Below are 17,010 nucleotides of genomic sequence, written 5' to 3'. Positions count from 1 at the left end.
GTCCGTTCCCGCGCCCCCCCCCCCCCCGGCGCGCGGGGGGGGCGGCGGCGGGGTCTCTCGCGACGCGGACTGTTCGGCGCCGCCGGCGCCGCGGTTGCCACTGGGGTCGCGGGCTACGCGGCTCACTCGGCGCTGTCCACTGAACCGTCGCAGGCCGCTGACAACAACGGGCCGGTCGAGTTTCACGGGGCGCATCAGGCCGGGATCACCACGCCTGTGCAGGACCGGCTGCACTTCGCCGCGTTCGACGTGACCACGACGAAGCGGGATGACCTGATCGCCCTGCTGAAGGAGTGGACCGCCGCGGCCGCGCTGCTCACCGCCGGGCGCGACATCGGCCAGTACGGCGCGGTGAACGGCCCGGGCGAGGCTCCACCCGAGGACACCGGCGAGGCGGTCGGTCTGCCGCCGGCGCGGCTGACGCTCACGATCGGCTTCGGACCGTCCTTGTTCGACAAGCGGTTCGGGCTGGCGGCCAAGCGGCCCAAGGCACTGGTCGACCTGCCGCACTTCATCGGCGACGACCTCGACCCGGCGAAGTCCGGGGGCGACATCGCCGTCCAGGCCTGCTCGGACGACCCGCAGGTCGCCGTCCACGCGATCCGGAACCTGGCACGCATCGGCTTCGGCCGCGTCGCCGTACGGTACTCGCAGCTCGGCTTCGGCCGGACGTCGTCGACGTCGCGGGCGCAGGCGACGCCGCGGAACCTGTTCGGCTTCAAGGACGGTACGAACAACCTCAAGCTCGAGGAAGCCGACAAGCTCGAGCAGCAGCTGTGGGTCCAGCCCGAGGACGGCCCGGACTGGGTGGTCGGCGGTGCGTACCTGGTGTCGCGGCGGATCCGGATGAACATCGAGATCTGGGACCGGACGTCGCTCGGCGAGCAGGAGGCGATCATCGGCCGCGGGAAGGGCACCGGCGCGCCGCTGGGCAAGGCGGACGAGTTCGACGCGATCGACTTCACCGCGAAGAACGCCGACGGCGAACCGAAGATGCCGATGGACTCCCACGTGCGGCTGGCGCACCCGCAGTTCAACAAGGGCGCCGAGCTGCTCCGCCGCGGCTACAACTTCGTCGACGGCTCGGACGGCCTCGGCCGGCTCGACGCGGGCCTGTTCTTCCTCGCCTACCAGCGCGACCCCCGCAAACAGTTCATCCCGATCCAGAACCAGCTGGCCAAGAACGACACCCTCAACGAGTACATCCACCACGTAGGCTCCGGCATCTTCGCCTGCCCGGCAGGTGTGACCCCCGGCTCGTACTGGGGCGAAAAGCTCTTCTCCTGAACCATTCGCTCCGTACATTGCGGCGGTGAGCAACCCACAGCCCGGACCGAGGTCGCACCCGGCTCCGCCACGCCGGAGCCGGGTCGGGTGGATCAGCGTTGCGGTCGTGCTGGGCGTCGTCGGCCTCGTCGCTTCGATAGCCCTCGTGGCGAACCGGGCACGAACCGACGATCCCGCCGCCACACGGCCCACGGCTCAACGGACGCCCGGCCCGCCGACGTCGAGCGCGCCCGGCACGTCGACACCGGGGTTCGCGCTCTGCAGGCCCGGCCGCATCGCCACCTGCTTTCCAAGGGCGACAGCAGCCGGTGTATCGGCGATTCTGGAGCACGGAGGCGCCACCTGCCGGCAGGCCGCCGCGTGGACAATCGTCTGTCACCAGGGTGACCCGAGCAGCATCGACCTGTATCTGCTGACCGTGCCCAGGCATCCGGAGAAGCTTGAACGCTTCTACGCGATCACTCGAAGCGCAAACGCCGATGGACGGGTGTTGGTGGAGAGGAACCTGCGAGCCTGGCTTCCGACCATCCTGTCGGCGCTGTTGCCGGGTGAGCCGGTGACGCAGCACCGGATCGCACAGTGGATTCCGAAGGACCTGGGGATGTGCCCGTCGGGTGACTACGAAATCGACGGATACCGGGTCAGCTGCCTGAGTCCCCGCCTGAAGGACGAGTTCGGCCGGGCGTCCACCAGCTGGACCGCCGGAGTCGACATCTCACCCGACTACTGATCGCAGCATGCCTGCTGAACCGGTTGGTCACTAGATTGTGGCCGTGAGCAACCAGCAGGGCGGTTACCCGGGTCAGCAGCCGCCGTACGGCGGGCAGCCTCCGCAGCAGCCGCCGTACCCCCAGCAGTACGGTCAGCAGCAGTACGGCGGGTACCCGCCGCCCCCGCCGCCGTCGCGGAAGGCGGGGCCGATCGTGGTCGCGATCGTCGGCGCGCTGATGCTCATCGGTGCCGGTGTCTTCGTGGTCACCCGGTTCACCGGCGGCTCGGACGACGCTGCGGACGGGGCGGCCAAGCCGGTCGCGCCGTCGACGAAGGCCACCGACCGGCCGGTGCCGACTGCGGAGCCGAGCACCGGCGGCAGCCCGACTGCACAGCCGACGCAGCCGCCGCGCGCCACCCAGCCGGCCAAGCCCGCCGCGGGGTGCAACGGCTGCCTGCCGGGCGTCACGGTCAAGTCGCTCGTGCTGGCGTTCAAGGCGCAGGGCTATACGTGCAAGCTCGACCGCCGCTGGGAATGCAACAAGGGCACCGTCGACATCCACATCAGCCCTGACTACTCGAAGAAGCTGTACCCCGAGTACGTCGACGTGAGCGGCAGCAGCAGCGCCCGCGTGCAGAACTGCCCGCAGTGTCCCCAGGGCGCGGTCGCCTCGCTGAAGCAGGGTCTGCCCGGAGCGCTGGCTGTCTTCGTCAAGGACGCGGCGGTGCGGCAGCAGATCATCGCCTTCACGATGAAGGGCGCCGGCATCCCCGCGTCCGGCCCGAGCTCGGCCCGAGACGCCAAGGTCGGCGGCTACCGCCTCTCCACCCAGGGCTACAGCGGCGCAACCGTCGGCAAGAACGGCAAGTACGCCACGTTCTACTCGACCTCGGTCTCCATCAGCGGAATCAGCGAGTACTGAGGAAGTTCAGCACCTCACACGAGAACACCACGACGTCGTCCTGGTTGAGCAGCTCGGCGCGGGTCCGTACCAATCCTCGATCAGGCTTGGAGTTCGAGACCCGCGCCTCCAGCACCTCGGTGCGCAACCGCAGTACGTCACCCGGCCGGACGGGCGCAAGCCACCGCAGTACGTCGACACCCGGCCCGCCGAGGCTGGCGGTCTTGGACAGGTACTGGTCGGCGTACAGCCGCATCATCAGCCCAGCGGTGTGCCAGCCGCTCGCGACAAGCCCCTTGAACGGGCCGTCCGCGGCCGCCTCGGGATCGACGTGGAAGTACTGCGGATCGAATTGCTCCGCGAAATCGATGACGGCGGCCTCGTTGACGGTGAGTGTGGCCGGGTGCTCCGTGCGAGCACCCGGCACGTAGTCCTCGAAGTACATGCGTCCTATTTGACCGCGCCGGCGGTTACCCCGGCGACGAAGTGTCGTTGGGCCAGGAGGAAGCCGATGACGACCGGGACGCTGACGACCAGGGCCGCGGCCATGATCTGGTTCCAGTAGATGTTGGTCTGGGTGGAGTACTGGCGCAGGCCCACCGACAGGGTGCGGTTCGCCTCGGTCGTCATCACCGACGCGAACAGGACCTCACCCCACGCGGTCATGAACGAGTAGATCGCCACCGCGATCACACCGGGCCGCGCCGCGGGCAGGACGACCCGCCAGAGCGCACCCATCGGACCGCAGCCGTCCACCAGCGCGGCCTCGTCCAGCTCGCGCGGGATGCTGTCGAAGTACCCGGCCAGCATCCAGATCGAGAACGGCAGGCTGAACGTCAGGTACGTGATGATCAGCCCGAGCCGCGTCCCGACCAGCTGCAGCCCGAACTGGTTGTTGATGTTCACGAAGATCAGGAACAGCGGCAGCAGGAACAGCACGCCCGGGAACATCTGCGTCGACAGCACCGTCGTCGTGAAGACGGTCCGGCCGCGGAACTTGAACCGCGACACCGCGAACGCGGCCAGGATCGCGATCGCCACCGAGAACACGGTCGCGGCCACCGACACGATCGTCGAGTTCACGAAGTACTTCGCCAGCGGCACCGTCTTCCACATGTCCACGAAGGGCGCCAGCGTCAGGTTCGACGGCCACCAGGTGAACGCGCCCTGCACGTCCTTCAGCGGCTTCAGCGACGACGTGGCCATCACGTACAGCGGGACGAGGACGAACAGCCCGAGCACGGTCAGGGTGACACCGCGGTAGATCTTGAAACCCTTGGTCTCACGCACGGCGCGACCTCCTTCCGGTGACGAGCAGGTACGCGCCGGTGACGATCATCAGGAAGATCAGCAGCAGCACGGACATCGCCGCGCCGGTGCCGAAGTTCCAGGTCAGGAACGACGCGTTGTAGATGTGGAAGGTGATCAGGTCACCGGCCGGCGGCTGCGCCGTACCGAACAGCACGTACGGCGTGTTGAAGTCGCTGAACGTCCACAGGAACAGCACCAGGACGAGCACCAGGTTGACCGGCCGCAGCGACGGCAGCGTGATGTTGCGCCACTGCCGGATGTTGCCGGCGCCATCCACCGACGCGGCCTCGTACAGGTCCCGCGGGATGCTCTGCATACCGGCCATCAAGGTCAGGAACGCGAACGTCCACAGCTTCCAGCCGGCCACCGTGATCAGCGAGACCAGCGCGTTGCCGCCGATCAGCCAGAACGTCCGGCCGTCGGTGAGGTGCAGCTGCTCGAGGACGTGGTTCACCGCGCCGGTGTCGCGCTGGAGCATGAAGTTCCAGGTCAGGATGCCGGCGTACGCCGGGAGCGCGTACGGCACCAGGAACAGCGTCCGCACCAGGCCCCGGCCGCGGAACTCCGGCTGCAGGGCGACCGCGGCGGCCATCCCGAGCACCCACGAGAACGCGACCGTGACGAGCGAGAAGACGACCGTGACGCCGAAGGACTTCAGCAGGCCCTCACCGACGGCGTTGTTGAAGTCGAGCGCGACCTTGTAGTTGCCGAGCCCGGCACCGGGCGCGGAGGACCAGTTCGCGATGAAGAACTTGGTCAGTTTGACGAAGCTCATCCAGATCCCGACCAGCATCGGGATGATGTGGATGAACAGTTCCAGCAGCACGGCCGGGGCCAGCAGCGCGTACGGCAGCCACCGGTTCAGGCCGGGCCGGTGCTCGGGGCCGCGCTTGGTCTTGGGCTTCGCCGGCCGCGTGGCGGCCGGCGAAGCTTGCTCAGTGGCGACGGACATCAGCTACTTGCCGCCACCTGGTCCTCGGCGGTCTTCAGCGCGGCCTTCACATCGTCCGCGGTCACCGTCCCGCCGGTCGCGATCTTGGCGAACATCGCGTTCATCGCCTTTCCGACGGTGCTCTCGAACTGGTCCTCGGCCGGCACCAGCGGCAGCGGCTTGGACTTGGTGTTGTAGACGTCCTGGAAGGTCGCCGCCTCGGCCGCGTCGGTGGTGAACACCGGCTTGGCGTCCTTCAGCACCGGCAGCGACGAGAACGGCTTGCCCAGCGTGGTCTGGGTCTGCGCGTCGGTCATGTACTTGACGAACTTCAGCGCCGCGTCCTTGTGCTTGGTGTTCTTGAAGATCGACAGGTTGATCCCGGCCACGTGGCTGGCCACCTGCTCGCCGCCGGACGGAGCCGGGAACGGCACGACGCCGTACTCGCCGGCCTTCATGCCGTTGGCGACGATCGAGGAGTCGGCGTTGTTCTGGTTGATGACCATCGCGACCTTCTTGGTGGCGAAGTCGTTCACCGACTTGGTGCCGTTGTCGTACTGCGCGTTCGACGGGTTCGCGACCTTGTCCTTCTGCATCAGGTCGAGGTACCGCAGCACGCCCTGCACGTTGCCGTCACCGGTGAAGGTCGGCTTGCCGTCGCCGTTGAACCAGTCGGCCTTGTTCTGCGCGGCGTTGATGAACGCGAAGTGCACGTTCTCGGTGTAGCTGCCGGCCGCCAGCGCCATACCCCATTGGTTCTTCGCCGGGTTGGTCAGCTTCTTCGCGGCCGCGACCATCTCTTCCCAGGTCTTCGGCGGCTGCAGGCCGGCCGCGGCGAACATCGCCTTGTTGTAGTACAGGCCGTAGGCCAGACCGTAGAGCGGGACCGAGGTCGGGTCGGTGCCTTCCTTGCCGCCGGTCGCCAGGGCCGTCGGCACGAACTTGTCCTTGCCGCCGATGGCGGTCATCGCGTCGCCGTCGAACGGCAGGAACGCGTCGGTGGCCTGCAGCGAGGCCGCCCAGGTGTTGCCGATGTTGACCACGTCCGGCGCCTGGCCGGAGGTGATCGCGGTCTGGATCCGGGTCTGCAGGTCGTTCCAGCCGATCACCTCGAGGTTGACCTTGATGCCGGTGTCCTGGGTGAACTTCTGCAGGACCGGGGTCAGCACCTCCTTGTCGTTGTCCAGGCTGGTGCCCTGGTTGCTGGCCCAGTAGGTCAGCGTCTGGTCACCACCGGAACCGCCACCGGACGCATCGTCCGAATCGCCGCCCCCGCAGGCGGCCAGGCTGATTCCCAGGGCGGTCGCCGCCACCGCGGCTACAAGCGAACGCAGTCTCACGTCGGACTCCCTCGTCCCGTCGTCGAGCCCCCGCGGAGCTGCGGGGGCGGATCGGCCCCATACTGGCCTAACCGGTTAAGTTCCGGAACCCTAACCGGTTCAGTTCGAACGTGTTCGTTACGACCTCGTGATCCGCCCAACCTTCACGGATCACCCGGAAAACGCAATCCAACACCCTTTGGAGTCGCGCGATTTCACACAGTCTTCAAACTGAGCCCCGAATCACGCCCACCCGCCCGCGAACCCTCCACCCCAATGGGCAACCCCTCACCTGGAGGGTTGCCCACTGGAAATCCGCACGTGCAACCCACCAGCTGGACAGGCAACCCCTGAGTGCCCCGGCGAACCCTCCAGCTGACGGGATGCCTGCTGGGCTGGAGGGTTGCCCACCGGAGTTTCGAGGGGGCAACCCACTGGGTCGGTGGGCAAGCGCCGAGCGCCTGCGGCTCAGGAGCGTGCGGGGCCCGAGGATTCGCGGTGGCGCAGTTCGCCGGCCGGTGCCTCTTCGTGGAGGGCCGTGCCGGCGGTGATCGTGCGCAGCAGCAGGTCCGCGGCGGCGCGGCCGCGTTCCATCGTCTTCTGGTCGACCGCGGTGATCCCGGGCCGCGCGAGCTCGCACAGCGGCGAGTCGTCCCAGGCGACGATCGAGACCTGGTCCGGGACCGCCGTGCCGAGATCCATCGCGACCCGCAGCGCCGCGACCGCCATCAGGTCGTTGCCGAGCACGATCGCGGTCGGCGGGTTCGGGCCGGTCAGCAGCCGGCGGGTGAGTTCCGCGCCGTCGTCGTACCGGTAGCTGCCCTCGATGTGCCGCACGGTGATGCCGTGCCGCTCGGCGTGCTCGAGCAGCGTCTGCACCCGCAACCGCTCGTGGATGAACGTGAACGGGCCGCTGATGTGCGCGATGTCGGTGTGCCCGAGTCCGGCCAGGTGGTCGAGCAGCAGCGTGACGGTCTCGTCGGGGGAGCTGATCAGCCGGCCGACCGAGTCGTCGGGCGCGTTCGAGCTCACCACGACGCACGGCATCCCGAGGTCCTTCAGGAGCTGGATGCGCTGGTCGTCCTCGAGCTCGTCGAACAGGATGAACCCGTCCACGCGCCCCTGCCGCGACCAGCGCCGCAGCACGTCGAGGTCCTCGCCGTGCTCGCCGGTGAGCCGGAGCAGCAGCGACGAGTCGACCTCGTTCAGGTACTGCTCGATGCCGACCAGCGTGCGCATGTAGAACGCTTCGGTCGAGATCAGCGTCGGGTCCCTGGCGATCACGATCCCGATCGTCCGGGTCCGGCTCGCCGACAGGGCGACGGCGGCGGAGTTCGGGTGGAAGCCCAGCTCCTCGGCCAGGGCGAGCACCCGCTGCCGGGTCTCCTCGCTGACGCCGGCGCGGCCGTTCAGTGCGTACGAGACCGAGGCCTTCGAGATGTGCAGGCGACGTGCCAGGTCGCTGATCGTGACCCGGTGGCTGCGGCGCGTGCCGCCTCCCGGGCCGTCGCCGTCGGCGTCGTCGCCGTCCGCAACGGGTCCGCTCGTCGTCATCGCCCGGCCGCCCCTCGCACAGACGGAAAAGTGTTCATGTCAGACGGGAGGTTAGCAGCGGCATTTCGGGGCTGGTGTGCGTCCCGGGAATTGGATAGCGTTTTCCCATGCTGCCGAACGAGCCGTTGCGACTGGATTTCCTGCCGTGGGAGTACGCCCGGAAGGCCTCCGAGGCGGAGCGCGAGCGGCAGGCCGAACGGCAGGCGAGGCTCGGCGGCTCGGTCGACCTCGCCGCCGATGTGTACGTCGCGGAGTCGGCCGCGGTGTACTGCGACGAGCTGCGGATGGGGGACCGTTCGTACATCGCCGCGCACGCCTACGTCACCGGCCGGATCGCGCTCGGCGCCGACTCCACCGTCAACCCGTTCGCCGCGGTCCGCGGCAAGGTGACGATCGGCGACGGCGTCCGGATCGGCGCGCACACGTCGCTGCTCGCGTTCAACCACGGCACCGCGCCCGGCGAACCGATCTTCAAGCAGCCGCACACCGCCGTCGGCATCACGATCGGCGACGACGTCTGGATCGGGTCCAACGTCACGATCCTGGACGGCGTCACGGTCGGCCCGCACACGATCATCGGCGCCGGCGCCGTGGTCACGAAGGACATCCCGGCCGACTCGGTCGCGGCCGGGAACCCCGCCCGAATCCTCCGCTCGCGGACAGGAGCGTCCATGTCAGGTGATCTGCAGACCTCGCTCGAAGAGTTCGCCGCCAAGGCCCGCGACCAGGTCGACGACGTCCTTGCGCGGAGCTGGGACGGGGTCCGCTTCGTCGACCGGCCCGGGATCGACCGCGAGCCGGAGATCCGCCCGTGGTGCGACGCGATCGAGATCGCGGACCTGCTGGTACGCCGTACGCCGGCCGGCCACACCCGCGACGATCTGGTCCGGCGACTCCGCGCCCGCCAGGACCCGGCGACCGGACTGGTAGCACCAGGAGACCTGTCCGACGACGGCCTGGGCAAGCCGTCGGACGCCGAACTCGCTGTCCTGGAAGGCCCCGCGAGCTATCACGTGCTGTGTGTCGGCTACGCGCTCCAGGTCCTGGGCGGCAGCTTCGAGCATCCGATCACCACCGACTTCACCGTCGACCAGCTCGACGATCTGCCCTGGGCGAGGAGAGCCTGGTCGGCCGGCAACGGGATCGACGGCCTCGGTACGGCGCTCGCGTTCAACCGGAAACCCGGCGAGCTCGAGCTCCTGATGGGCTGGCTCCACACCCGCGTCGATCCCGGGACGGGCGTCTGGGGCACGCCGCATCCCGACGACGGGCTGCTGCAGGTGGTGAACGGTTTCTACCGCCTGACCCGCGGCACGTACGCGCAGTTCGGCCTTCCGCTGCCGTACCCGGAGCAGGCCGTCGCCACGGTTCTTGCCCACAGCAATGACCGGCGGATGTTCACCGGCGACAACTACAACGCCTGCAACGTCCTCGACGTCATCCACCCGCTCTGGCTGGCCCGCAAGCAGACGTCGTACCGCGAGCAGGAGGGCCGTCGCTGGGCCGAGGCCCAGCTGCGCGCGATCCTCCCGCGCTGGGTCGACGGCGCCGGCTTCGCGTTCGCCCCCGACGGCACCGACGACCGCGCGATCCCGGGCCTGCAGGGCACCGAGATGTGGCTCGCGATCATCTGGCTGCTGTCCGACTACCTCGGCCTGTCCGACGCCCTCGGCTACCACCCGCGCGGCGTACACCGCCCGGAGCCACTCGTCAGTCTTCGCTGAACCAGGCGTCCCCGCCGAGCCGACCCCGAGGCGCGCCGGCCGGGAACTTCCCCATACCCTGACCACGTGGACCCCCGCACGCGCCGACTGGTGACCTCGCTCGTACTGGCCGCCCTGGTCGTCATCGTCGTTGTGGCGGCCTTCCTCCGATAACGTCACTCCATGATCACCTCCGCCGCCGGTGAGCGTTCGTCGTACCTGATGCGGGCCGGGCTGGTCCGCAACGTGCGGTCCGGAGAGCACCTGACCACCTTCGTGGTGTCCGGCGTGGCGACGGTGCTGGTGACCCGGCTGATCCTCAGTCTGAGCGGGTACCCGCAGATCGGCGGCAAGGGGCTGCACATCGCCCACGTCCTGCCCGGCGGGCTGCTGATGCTGATCGCGATCTCGCTGCTGCTCGGGTACGTCGGCCCGGTGGTGCGGCCGGCCGCGGCGACGATCGGCGGGATCGGGTTCGGGCTGTTCATCGACGAGGTGGGGAAGTTCGTCACCTCGGACAACAACTACTTCTACCAGCCGACCGCGGCGATCGTGTACGTCGTCTTCGTGCTGATCGTGCTCGGCACCCGCTTCCTCAGCACCCGCCGGCCGATCGACCCGCGGGAGGAGTTGGCCAACGTCATCGACCACGCCGTCGAAGGTGTCGCGGGCGGTCTGTCCCGCCGCCGCCGGGCCGAGGCGGCGGAACTGCTGCGCACCGTGCCCGCGCAGATCGAGGGGCGCCGGGAGACCTCCGAGCTGCTGGCCGCCTGCCCGCCCGACGAGGTGGAGCTGGCCGCTCCGGTCGACGCCGCCTGGCGGGCGCTGCAGCGCGGGTTCGAGCGGCTCGCCACGCACCCGAAGGCGCCGCCGATCGCTGTCGCCGCGCTGGCGGTCCAGTTCTTCGCCGCCCTCGTCATCGCCGCGGTGCTGGGTAACGGTCTCAACCACCTCCCGGTGCTCGGAGTGGCGGTCGGGAGCTTGCTGTCGGCAACGTTCACCGTGCGTGGCGCCCTGGCCTTGCGGAGGCGCAACCGGGCCCGCGCCGTCCGGCTGTTCGAGCTGGCGGTGCTGGTGTCGTTGCTGATGACACAGGTCTTCCAGTTCGCGGCTACGCAGTTCGCGGCGGCCGGCGGGATGCTGCTGGACCTGGTGATGCTCGGTCTGCTGCGAGCGGAGCGGGAGCGGATGCGGCGCGAGCTGGACAACGCCACGAAGGCTAAGACGCTCCGACTGCCACCCGATCTCGACCTGCCGCCGTTCCCGGAGGATCCGTCGGATCCGGTGTAGCCCGCCACTTCTCGTGCCGGCCGATCAGTACCGGAGACATGGTCGCGATCAGGTAGATCACACCGCCGGCGAGCAGTGCGGGTGCCAGGCCCACAGCGGTGACGGCGGCCCCGGCGACCACGCCGCCCAGCGGTACGCCGGTCCAGCAGGCCGCGTTCGACAGCGAGTTGACCCGCCCGAGTAGGTGGCCGGGGATCCGCTCGATCTGGATCGCGCCGAGCACGGGGTTGATGAAGCCCGCGCCGATGCCGCCGACGGCGTACACCGCCATCAGGCTCCAGATCGGGACGTCGGTCGCCATGGCCACGAACCGCGGCGCTCCGGCGATCAGGAACGCGACCGTGAACACCAGCTTGCGCGGGATGCGGTCGCCGATGGCTGACGCGAGCAGGGCGAACAGCGTTGCGGTAACAGCGAACGACGTCAGGATCAGGCTGGTGTGGCCGGGACCGTAGCCGTGCTCCTTGATCCAGACCGGGAGCAGGACCGTGCTGGTCGCTGCGTCGAGCAGGTTGGTCACCGCGATCATGACGACCAGCGGGAGCAGCAGCTTGTCGGTGCGCAGGAACGTCCAGCCCTCGAGGAGGCGGTGACCGTAGCCCTGCTCCTCCTTTGGCGCCTGCGTCGCGTACTTCGGGATCCAGCGGGCGATGAGTGCGGCGCAGACGCCGAACGACGCTGCGTCGATCCAGAGCGCGTTGACCGATCCGACGAGGGTGATGAGGCCGCCGGCGAGTGCGTACGCGAAGAAACCCGCGAGGCGTTCCGTCGTACTCTCCAGGCCTGTCACTCGCTCCAGCGGAACCCTGGCCGCGCGGGCGATGTCGGGGATCAGCGTGGACTTGGCGGCGTCACCAGGTCCACGGAGCGCTCCGGCGACAGCGACCAGGACCAGCAGCGTCGGGAAATGCAGGAAACCGAGCGTGTGCAGCAGGGGGACCAGCGCGACCACCGCCGTACTCGCGGTGTCCGCGACGATGCTGATCCGGCGGGCGCCGACCTTGTCGATCAGAGGGCCGCCCATCGCCTTGACCACTACGAGCGGCGCCATCTCGGCCATCGCGACCAGGCCGGTCTTCACGGGTGACCCGGTGGTGATCAGCACGAACCAGGGGATCGCGATCGCGCTGACGCGGGTCCCGCAGATCGACACGACGTTCGCCACCAGGAACGCCGCCAGCGGTGCTCTATTGCCCTTGTCATCCATCGTTCGCGCCTGTCGAGCGCGTCTCGCGAGGGAACGCCTGGATCTGGACGGTGACCTGCTCGGCGCCCTCGGGCAGGGGAGCGGTGAGGTCCGGTGTCTTGTACTTCTCCAGAACCGCCATGACCTCGTGCATCATCGCTGCGAGCTGGTCGGGCCGCAGATGGAAGAAGTAGTCCGAGAGCGTGCTGGCATCCCGCCAGTCCTCGGGCATCGTCTGCATCGTGTCGATGAAGCCGAAGATGTTCTCGGCGTACGTCTGGCCGACCCCGTGCAGGAAGCCCAGCGCCAGCTCGGGTTCCTGGTCCAGCAGCTCGGCCGCGTTGAACTCGGTCCCCTGGTGCGCCGACTTCCACCACCGGTCACGGGCGTTGCCCCGACTGTCGTCCTCCACCACCAGCCCCGCGTCAGCGAGCTGCCGGAGGTGGTAGCTGGTCGCGCCGGTGTTCACCCCGAGCCGCCCGGCCAGGGTCGTCGCGGTCTGCGGTCCGTACACGCGGAGAAGACCCAGGATCCGATTCCGCATCGGGTGCGCCAGTGCGCGCACCAGATGCCGATCCAGCTGGACCGTTCGCGCAGGCTCCACGCCGTGGTTCTCGTCGCTCATGACCCTGAGCATAGAACTGCAAAGACTGTTTGCAAAGACTCTTTGCAAACGAGTTCTGCAATTGGGTTGTCCACAGCTCGCGAATCACTCGGTCGACGCGGGGCCGATCGCGGCATCTTCTCTGTCGCCACGGCCCTGCCCGGGGCGACCTGTCCACCGAGGAAAGAGAATCCCGATGATTCGCGTGATGTTCGACGACGCCGACTACTGCGACGTCCCCGCCGACCTGATGACGTTCGCCGACGGCGCGGTGATCTTCTGGCTCAAGGGCGAGGAGGTAGGCCGCCACCGCCAGGCCCGCATCCACTCCCTGGAGCCGGTGAACCCGCACTCGATGACCCGCAAGATCCAGAAGGCCCGCCGAACCCACCCGAACGCCTTCCGCCAGTGGTCCCCGCAGGACGAACAGACGCTGATCGAGATGTACAACAACGGCGCCCCTATCGACGACCTCAGCGAAGCCCTGGGGCGCCAGGAAGGCGGCATCATCACCCGCCTCAGAAACCTAGGCCTCCTTGAGGAAGACCCGGAACCAGCCACGTCCACCACCAATACGTGACACCCGAGGCTACCCAGGGCCCACCGCCCTAGCACTTGGCTCGCCAGCGGCGGCCTACGTGTAGCGGGCGATGACGTCCACGCAGCGTTGGAACTGGGCTGGGGTAGCAGGGTTCTTCCAGGCGAGGAGTTCGAGGATCCAGTCGATGGCGAAGGCTGCGATCAGGTCGGCGGCTGCCTGGGTGGGGTCGGTGATGCGGGCGTAGCCGTGGCGGAGGAGGTCTGCGCGGTCGTTCAGTGGGGCGCCGGCGGAGACTTCCCAGCGCGCCAGGTCGAAGGCCGGTGCGGCGGGGCCGGCGAATTCCCAGTCGATGACGCCGGTGACGGTGCCCTCGTGGATCAGGAGGTTCTTGGGGAGGAAATCACCTTGGGCGAGCGAGGTTGGAGGCGCGGGAGTGGTCTGCACACTGTGGCGCAAGTAGTCGGCGCCGCGTTCGACGACCGCGGCTGCCGCTGGGTTGAGTATCTCCGTGACGATGCGCAGGATCCTGGCGAGCGCAGGTTCGTCCGGCAGCCGCAGGTCGTGCCGGAGGCCGCGGCCGGGGTCCGGCGTGACGCTGTGCACCCTCGCGAGAACCTCACCTGCGTCCACGGCCAAGCGCTCCAGCTCGGCGGCAGGCAGCACGCCCACGAGCTCGCCCAGCGACCGGCCGGGCAGAAACCGCTGGATCGAGAACGAAAGGAGTTCGCCGTCATGATCGAGATGCTCGAGGCCGAGCACCTCTGCTGTCGGAACACCCGCCGCACGCGCCTGCCCCATCAAGTGCGCTTCGTCGATGAACCACGGCGTCCCCTGACGCGCGATCCGGACCACCACCCTGGTGCCACCGGCAAGGTCGGCGCGGTACGTCTCGCTCATCCCTCCGCCGGAGAGTGGAACCAGACACTCGACGTCGCGCCCGCAGACCGACCGGACCATGGGGTCGATGACCGTGCGAGGCGTGGTGACCATCGCCCAAGTCTCACCCGGCGGCCAGTCACGAGGCATCCGCATTTCGGGTCCGGAGTCGAGCCGTGACCGTGCGTGGGCGAGACCCTTTTGTGATCGACCCGATCGGTCGGCGACAATGGCGCGATGCAACCAGAGGTGCGGTCGGACGAGCCGGCGCGGCCGGAGGAGTCCGGAGCGCTGGGGGTGATTCGCGCCGCCCTGCTCGATCAGAGCGGTCTGGTGCGCGCGCTGGCCTCGGGGCGGCGGCGAGGGCTGGACGCTCCGTCGTACCTCCGGGTGGAGGTGCGGTACGTCGATCTGAAGGGCCAGCGGCACCTGCAGGTCACCGAGTTCGACGAGCGCCAGGCGCACACCCGGAACGTGGCGGCCGCGGAGCTCGAGAAGGCGGTCGACGAGTTGCTCGACCTGCCGTACGGGTCCTGGCACGTCGAGACGACCAGCGAGACGCTGCGGCTGCGCTACACGAAGAAGGGCAAGGAGCTGCTGCACCGGCAGGAGGACCGCCGGGAGCAGGAGACCAGCCACGACCGGGTGAAGCGGCGGGTGCTCGACCCGGCCGCGCCGTTCCTGATCGAGCTCGGGATCAGCGATCATCAGGGCCGGGTGAAGCCGTCGCGGCAGGCGAAGTACAAGCAGATCGAGGAGTTCTGCAAGCTGCTCGCGCCGGCCCTCGACGAGGCGGTGTCGGCGGGGCGGATCGCGACGGGCCGGCCACTGCAGGTGGTGGATCTCGGCTGTGGGAACGCGTACCTCACCCTGGCGGCGTACCACCTGCTCACCGCGGCCGGGCACGACGTCCGGATGACCGGTATCGACCACAACCCGGCGGCCCGGAAGCGGAACACCCGGGTGGTCGAGGCGCTCGGCTGGCAGGAGCACCTGCGGTTCCTCGACGCGACGATCGAAGGCGCGGAGCTGGACGTCCGGCCCGACGTCGTCCTGGCACTGCACGCCTGCGACACCGCGACCGACGACGCGCTGGCGCGGGCCGTCGGGTGGGAGGCGTCACTGGTGCTCGCGGCTCCGTGTTGTCATCACGACATCCAAAAGCAGCTCAAGAGCGTCACACCACCGGCGCCTTATGCGCTGATGACGAGATATGGCATCGTTCGTGAGCGGTTCGCCGACGTCCTGACGGACTCCCTGCGGGCGGCGGTGCTCCGACAGGTCGGTTACCGGGTGGAGGTCGTGCAGTTCGTGGACAGTCAGCACACGCCGCGCAATCTGCTGCTCCGCGCTGCGCGGACCGGTGCCAAACCGACCGCCGACCTGCGCGCCGAGTACCAGGCGATGGTCACCGAGTGGCACGTCACCCCCCGCCTCGCCCAACTCCTGCTCCCGCCGACCGACCTGCCGACGCAGCCGTCGACCGACCTACCTGCCCAGCCGCCGGCGGACGCCGGATCGGGTGCTGGGGTGGTGTCGTGAGGCGGCTTCGGACCGTTTTCGCGCTGGTCGGCGCAACGCTGTGCACCTTGACCGGTGTGGCGCTGCCCACAACCCCGGCCGTCGCGAGCTCCGCGGCGGGTCCGACGACGCCGGCGCCGAAGAAGCTGTTCACGATCCGCGACGACCGGATCGAGGAGTCGTCCGGGCTCGCGAAGAGCGTCAAGCACCCGGGCGTCTACTGGACCGTCAACGACTCCGGCGACACCGGGCGGGTGTTCGCCGTGGACACGACCGGCAAGGTGAAGGCCGTCCTGCGGTTCGGCGCGAAGGTCGTCGACGTCGAGGCGCTCGGCGTCGACCGCGACGGCACGATCTACATCGCGGACATCGGCGACAACAAGCAGAGCCGGGACCAGATCGAGATCTACACGATCCCGGAGCCGGAGACCCTCGAGGACGAGTCGAACGTCAAGTACCACCGGTTCGACTTCAAGTACCCCGATGGTGCGCACGACGCCGAGACGCTGCTGATCGAGCCGGGCACCAGCCAGCTGTACATCGTGACGAAGGCACTCAAGGGCACCGGATCGATCTACGCGGCACCCCCGGCTCCGTCGCGCGAGGGCACGAACGACCTGACCAAGCTGGCCCCGGCGCCGACGGGGGTGATCACCGACGGGACGTTCATGCCGGACGGCGCGCGCGTCGTACTGCGGACGTACGCCGACGTGACGACCGTGGCGTGGGGCGAGACACCCAATGCGATCGCCCGCGGCACCGCGCCGCTGGGGCAGGGGGAGACCATCGCGGTGGGGCCGACCGACGGGACCGTGCTGGTCGGCAGCGAGGGTGCGAACTCGGCCGTCTACCAGCTGCAGGTGCCGGCCAAGGCGGCCGCCGCGACGCCGCCCGCGGCGAGCGCGACTCCCAAGCCCGGCGCCGGGACCGAGAGCAACAGCTCCAGCTCGGGCAAGAGCAACAACTTCCGCTGGATCATCGTCGGCGCCGCGCTGTTCGCGCTGATCATCACCGTCGTCACCTTCCCGCCCGGCCGCCGCGAACGCCAGGACCGCCAGGCCGAGAACGACCGCCTCACCGGCCAGGCACCCCCCACCTCCCGCCGCCGCCAACACTCCTGACCTCAACCACCAGCCGCCCTCTGTAGGTGGGGGACGGCAACCGCCGTGCCCCGGCGGGTGAACGGGAACCGCCGTGCTCCGGCGGGTGAACGGGAACCGCCGTGCTCCGGCGGGTGAACGGGAACCGCCGTGCTCCGGCGGGTGAACGGGAAC

The 17,010-nt window shown here is 69.0% G+C and carries 16 protein-coding genes; 8 read left to right on the top strand and 8 right to left on the bottom strand.

The window, feature by feature from the left end:
- The 3 genes from efeB to ABZW60_RS16645 form a co-directional block, all read left to right on the top strand.
- A partial coding sequence (gene efeB / locus ABZW60_RS16655) for an iron uptake transporter deferrochelatase/peroxidase subunit (RefSeq protein WP_355477595.1) occupies positions 1-1,287 on the top strand: 1,287 nt, incomplete at its 5' end.
- A 106-nt stretch (positions 1,288-1,393) separates the two neighbouring features.
- A complete protein-coding gene (locus tag ABZW60_RS16650) occupies positions 1,394-2,017 on the top strand; it encodes a hypothetical protein (RefSeq protein WP_355477593.1) in 624 nt (207 codons plus the stop codon).
- A 43-nt stretch (positions 2,018-2,060) separates the two neighbouring features.
- On the top strand, positions 2,061-2,921 hold the full coding sequence (locus tag ABZW60_RS16645; RefSeq protein ID WP_355477591.1) for a hypothetical protein: 861 nt from the start codon (positions 2,061-2,063) through the stop codon (positions 2,919-2,921).
- On the opposite strand, the gene ABZW60_RS16640 is transcribed toward ABZW60_RS16645, so the two are convergent.
- The 5 genes from ABZW60_RS16640 to ABZW60_RS16620 all read right to left on the bottom strand — a co-directional run bounded on the left by ABZW60_RS16640 (position 2,908) and on the right by ABZW60_RS16620 (position 8,015).
- Positions 2,908-3,345, bottom strand: coding sequence for a MaoC family dehydratase (locus ABZW60_RS16640; RefSeq protein ID WP_355477589.1), 438 nt, complete (start codon positions 3,343-3,345; stop codon positions 2,908-2,910). The two genes, ABZW60_RS16645 and ABZW60_RS16640, sit on opposite strands and share 14 nt — an antisense overlap.
- Positions 3,346-3,350: 5 nt before the next feature.
- Positions 3,351-4,190: a carbohydrate ABC transporter permease gene (locus tag ABZW60_RS16635; protein WP_355477588.1), complete on the bottom strand. Its 840-nt coding sequence runs from the start codon at positions 4,188-4,190 to the stop codon at positions 3,351-3,353.
- Positions 4,183-5,163, bottom strand: coding sequence for a sugar ABC transporter permease (locus ABZW60_RS16630; protein WP_355477586.1), 981 nt, complete (start codon positions 5,161-5,163; stop codon positions 4,183-4,185). Before ABZW60_RS16630 ends, ABZW60_RS16635 begins: the two co-directional genes overlap by 8 nt.
- On the bottom strand, positions 5,163-6,482 hold the full coding sequence (locus ABZW60_RS16625) for a sugar ABC transporter substrate-binding protein (protein WP_355477584.1): 1,320 nt from the start codon (positions 6,480-6,482) through the stop codon (positions 5,163-5,165). The genes ABZW60_RS16630 and ABZW60_RS16625 overlap by 1 nt, the downstream gene beginning before the upstream one ends.
- A gap of 447 nt (positions 6,483-6,929) precedes the next feature.
- Positions 6,930-8,015, bottom strand: a complete 1,086-nt coding sequence (locus ABZW60_RS16620) for a LacI family DNA-binding transcriptional regulator (protein WP_355477582.1) — start codon at positions 8,013-8,015, stop codon at positions 6,930-6,932.
- 107 nt (positions 8,016-8,122) lie between these two features.
- Here ABZW60_RS16620 and ABZW60_RS16615 point away from each other — a divergent pair, with 107 nt between their 5' ends.
- Both ABZW60_RS16615 and ABZW60_RS16610 read left to right on the top strand, forming a co-directional pair.
- Positions 8,123-9,739, top strand: coding sequence for an acyltransferase (locus ABZW60_RS16615; protein WP_355477581.1), 1,617 nt, complete (start codon positions 8,123-8,125; stop codon positions 9,737-9,739).
- A 162-nt stretch (positions 9,740-9,901) separates the two neighbouring features.
- Complete coding sequence (locus tag ABZW60_RS16610; RefSeq protein WP_355477579.1) at positions 9,902-11,008, top strand: hypothetical protein; 1,107 nt, start codon at positions 9,902-9,904, stop codon at positions 11,006-11,008.
- On the opposite strand, the gene ABZW60_RS16605 is transcribed toward ABZW60_RS16610, so the two are convergent.
- A complete protein-coding gene (locus ABZW60_RS16605; protein WP_355477577.1) occupies positions 10,938-12,215 on the bottom strand; it encodes an MFS transporter in 1,278 nt (425 codons plus the stop codon). The genes ABZW60_RS16610 and ABZW60_RS16605 overlap by 71 nt on opposite strands.
- On the bottom strand, positions 12,208-12,819 hold the full coding sequence (locus tag ABZW60_RS16600; protein ID WP_355477575.1) for a helix-turn-helix domain-containing protein: 612 nt from the start codon (positions 12,817-12,819) through the stop codon (positions 12,208-12,210). The genes ABZW60_RS16605 and ABZW60_RS16600 overlap by 8 nt, the downstream gene beginning before the upstream one ends.
- Before the next feature lie 175 nt (positions 12,820-12,994).
- Between ABZW60_RS16600 and ABZW60_RS16595 the strand changes: the two genes are divergently transcribed.
- Positions 12,995-13,378: a hypothetical protein gene (locus tag ABZW60_RS16595; protein WP_355477573.1), complete on the top strand. Its 384-nt coding sequence runs from the start codon at positions 12,995-12,997 to the stop codon at positions 13,376-13,378.
- 54 nt (positions 13,379-13,432) lie between these two features.
- Here ABZW60_RS16595 and ABZW60_RS16590 read toward each other — a convergent pair whose 3' ends face one another.
- A complete protein-coding gene (locus ABZW60_RS16590) occupies positions 13,433-14,329 on the bottom strand; it encodes a phosphotransferase (RefSeq protein WP_355477571.1) in 897 nt (298 codons plus the stop codon).
- 123 nt (positions 14,330-14,452) lie between these two features.
- Between ABZW60_RS16590 and ABZW60_RS16585 the strand changes: the two genes are divergently transcribed.
- The gene (locus ABZW60_RS16585) at positions 14,453-15,757 is read left to right on the top strand and encodes an SAM-dependent methyltransferase (RefSeq protein ID WP_355477569.1); all 1,305 of its coding nucleotides are present in this window, start codon (positions 14,453-14,455) and stop codon (positions 15,755-15,757) included.
- Entirely contained in the window at positions 15,754-16,857 is a 1,104-nt protein-coding gene (locus ABZW60_RS16580; protein WP_355477567.1) for a hypothetical protein, read from the top strand. The genes ABZW60_RS16585 and ABZW60_RS16580 overlap by 4 nt, the downstream gene beginning before the upstream one ends.
- Positions 16,858-17,010: the final 153 nt, after the last annotated feature.

The sequence above is a fragment of the Kribbella sp. NPDC003557 genome (genome assembly GCF_040610805.1).
Lineage (GTDB): Bacteria > Actinomycetota > Actinomycetes > Propionibacteriales > Kribbellaceae > Kribbella.
The sequence above is the reverse complement of the archived record's forward strand: the minus strand, read 5'-3'. Positions and strand labels throughout refer to the sequence as shown.

Bases quoted from the DNA above. Each gene is read 5' to 3' on its own strand.
- ABZW60_RS16640 (WP_355477589.1), bottom strand. From the start codon at position 3,345: ATGTACTTCGAGGACTACGTGCCGGGTGCTCGCACGGAGCACCCGGCC.
- ABZW60_RS16630 (WP_355477586.1), bottom strand. From the start codon at position 5,163: ATGTCCGTCGCCACTGAGCAAGCTTCGCCGGCCGCCACGCGGCCGGCG.
- ABZW60_RS16620 (WP_355477582.1), bottom strand. From the start codon at position 8,015: ATGACGACGAGCGGACCCGTTGCGGACGGCGACGACGCCGACGGCGAC.
- ABZW60_RS16615 (WP_355477581.1), top strand. From the start codon at position 8,123: ATGCTGCCGAACGAGCCGTTGCGACTGGATTTCCTGCCGTGGGAGTAC.
- ABZW60_RS16610 (WP_355477579.1), top strand. From the start codon at position 9,902: ATGATCACCTCCGCCGCCGGTGAGCGTTCGTCGTACCTGATGCGGGCC.
- ABZW60_RS16605 (WP_355477577.1), bottom strand. From the start codon at position 12,215: ATGGATGACAAGGGCAATAGAGCACCGCTGGCGGCGTTCCTGGTGGCG.
- ABZW60_RS16600 (WP_355477575.1), bottom strand. From the start codon at position 12,819: ATGAGCGACGAGAACCACGGCGTGGAGCCTGCGCGAACGGTCCAGCTG.
- ABZW60_RS16595 (WP_355477573.1), top strand. From the start codon at position 12,995: ATGATTCGCGTGATGTTCGACGACGCCGACTACTGCGACGTCCCCGCC.
- ABZW60_RS16590 (WP_355477571.1), bottom strand. From the start codon at position 14,329: ATGGTCACCACGCCTCGCACGGTCATCGACCCCATGGTCCGGTCGGTC.
- ABZW60_RS16585 (WP_355477569.1), top strand. From the start codon at position 14,453: ATGCAACCAGAGGTGCGGTCGGACGAGCCGGCGCGGCCGGAGGAGTCC.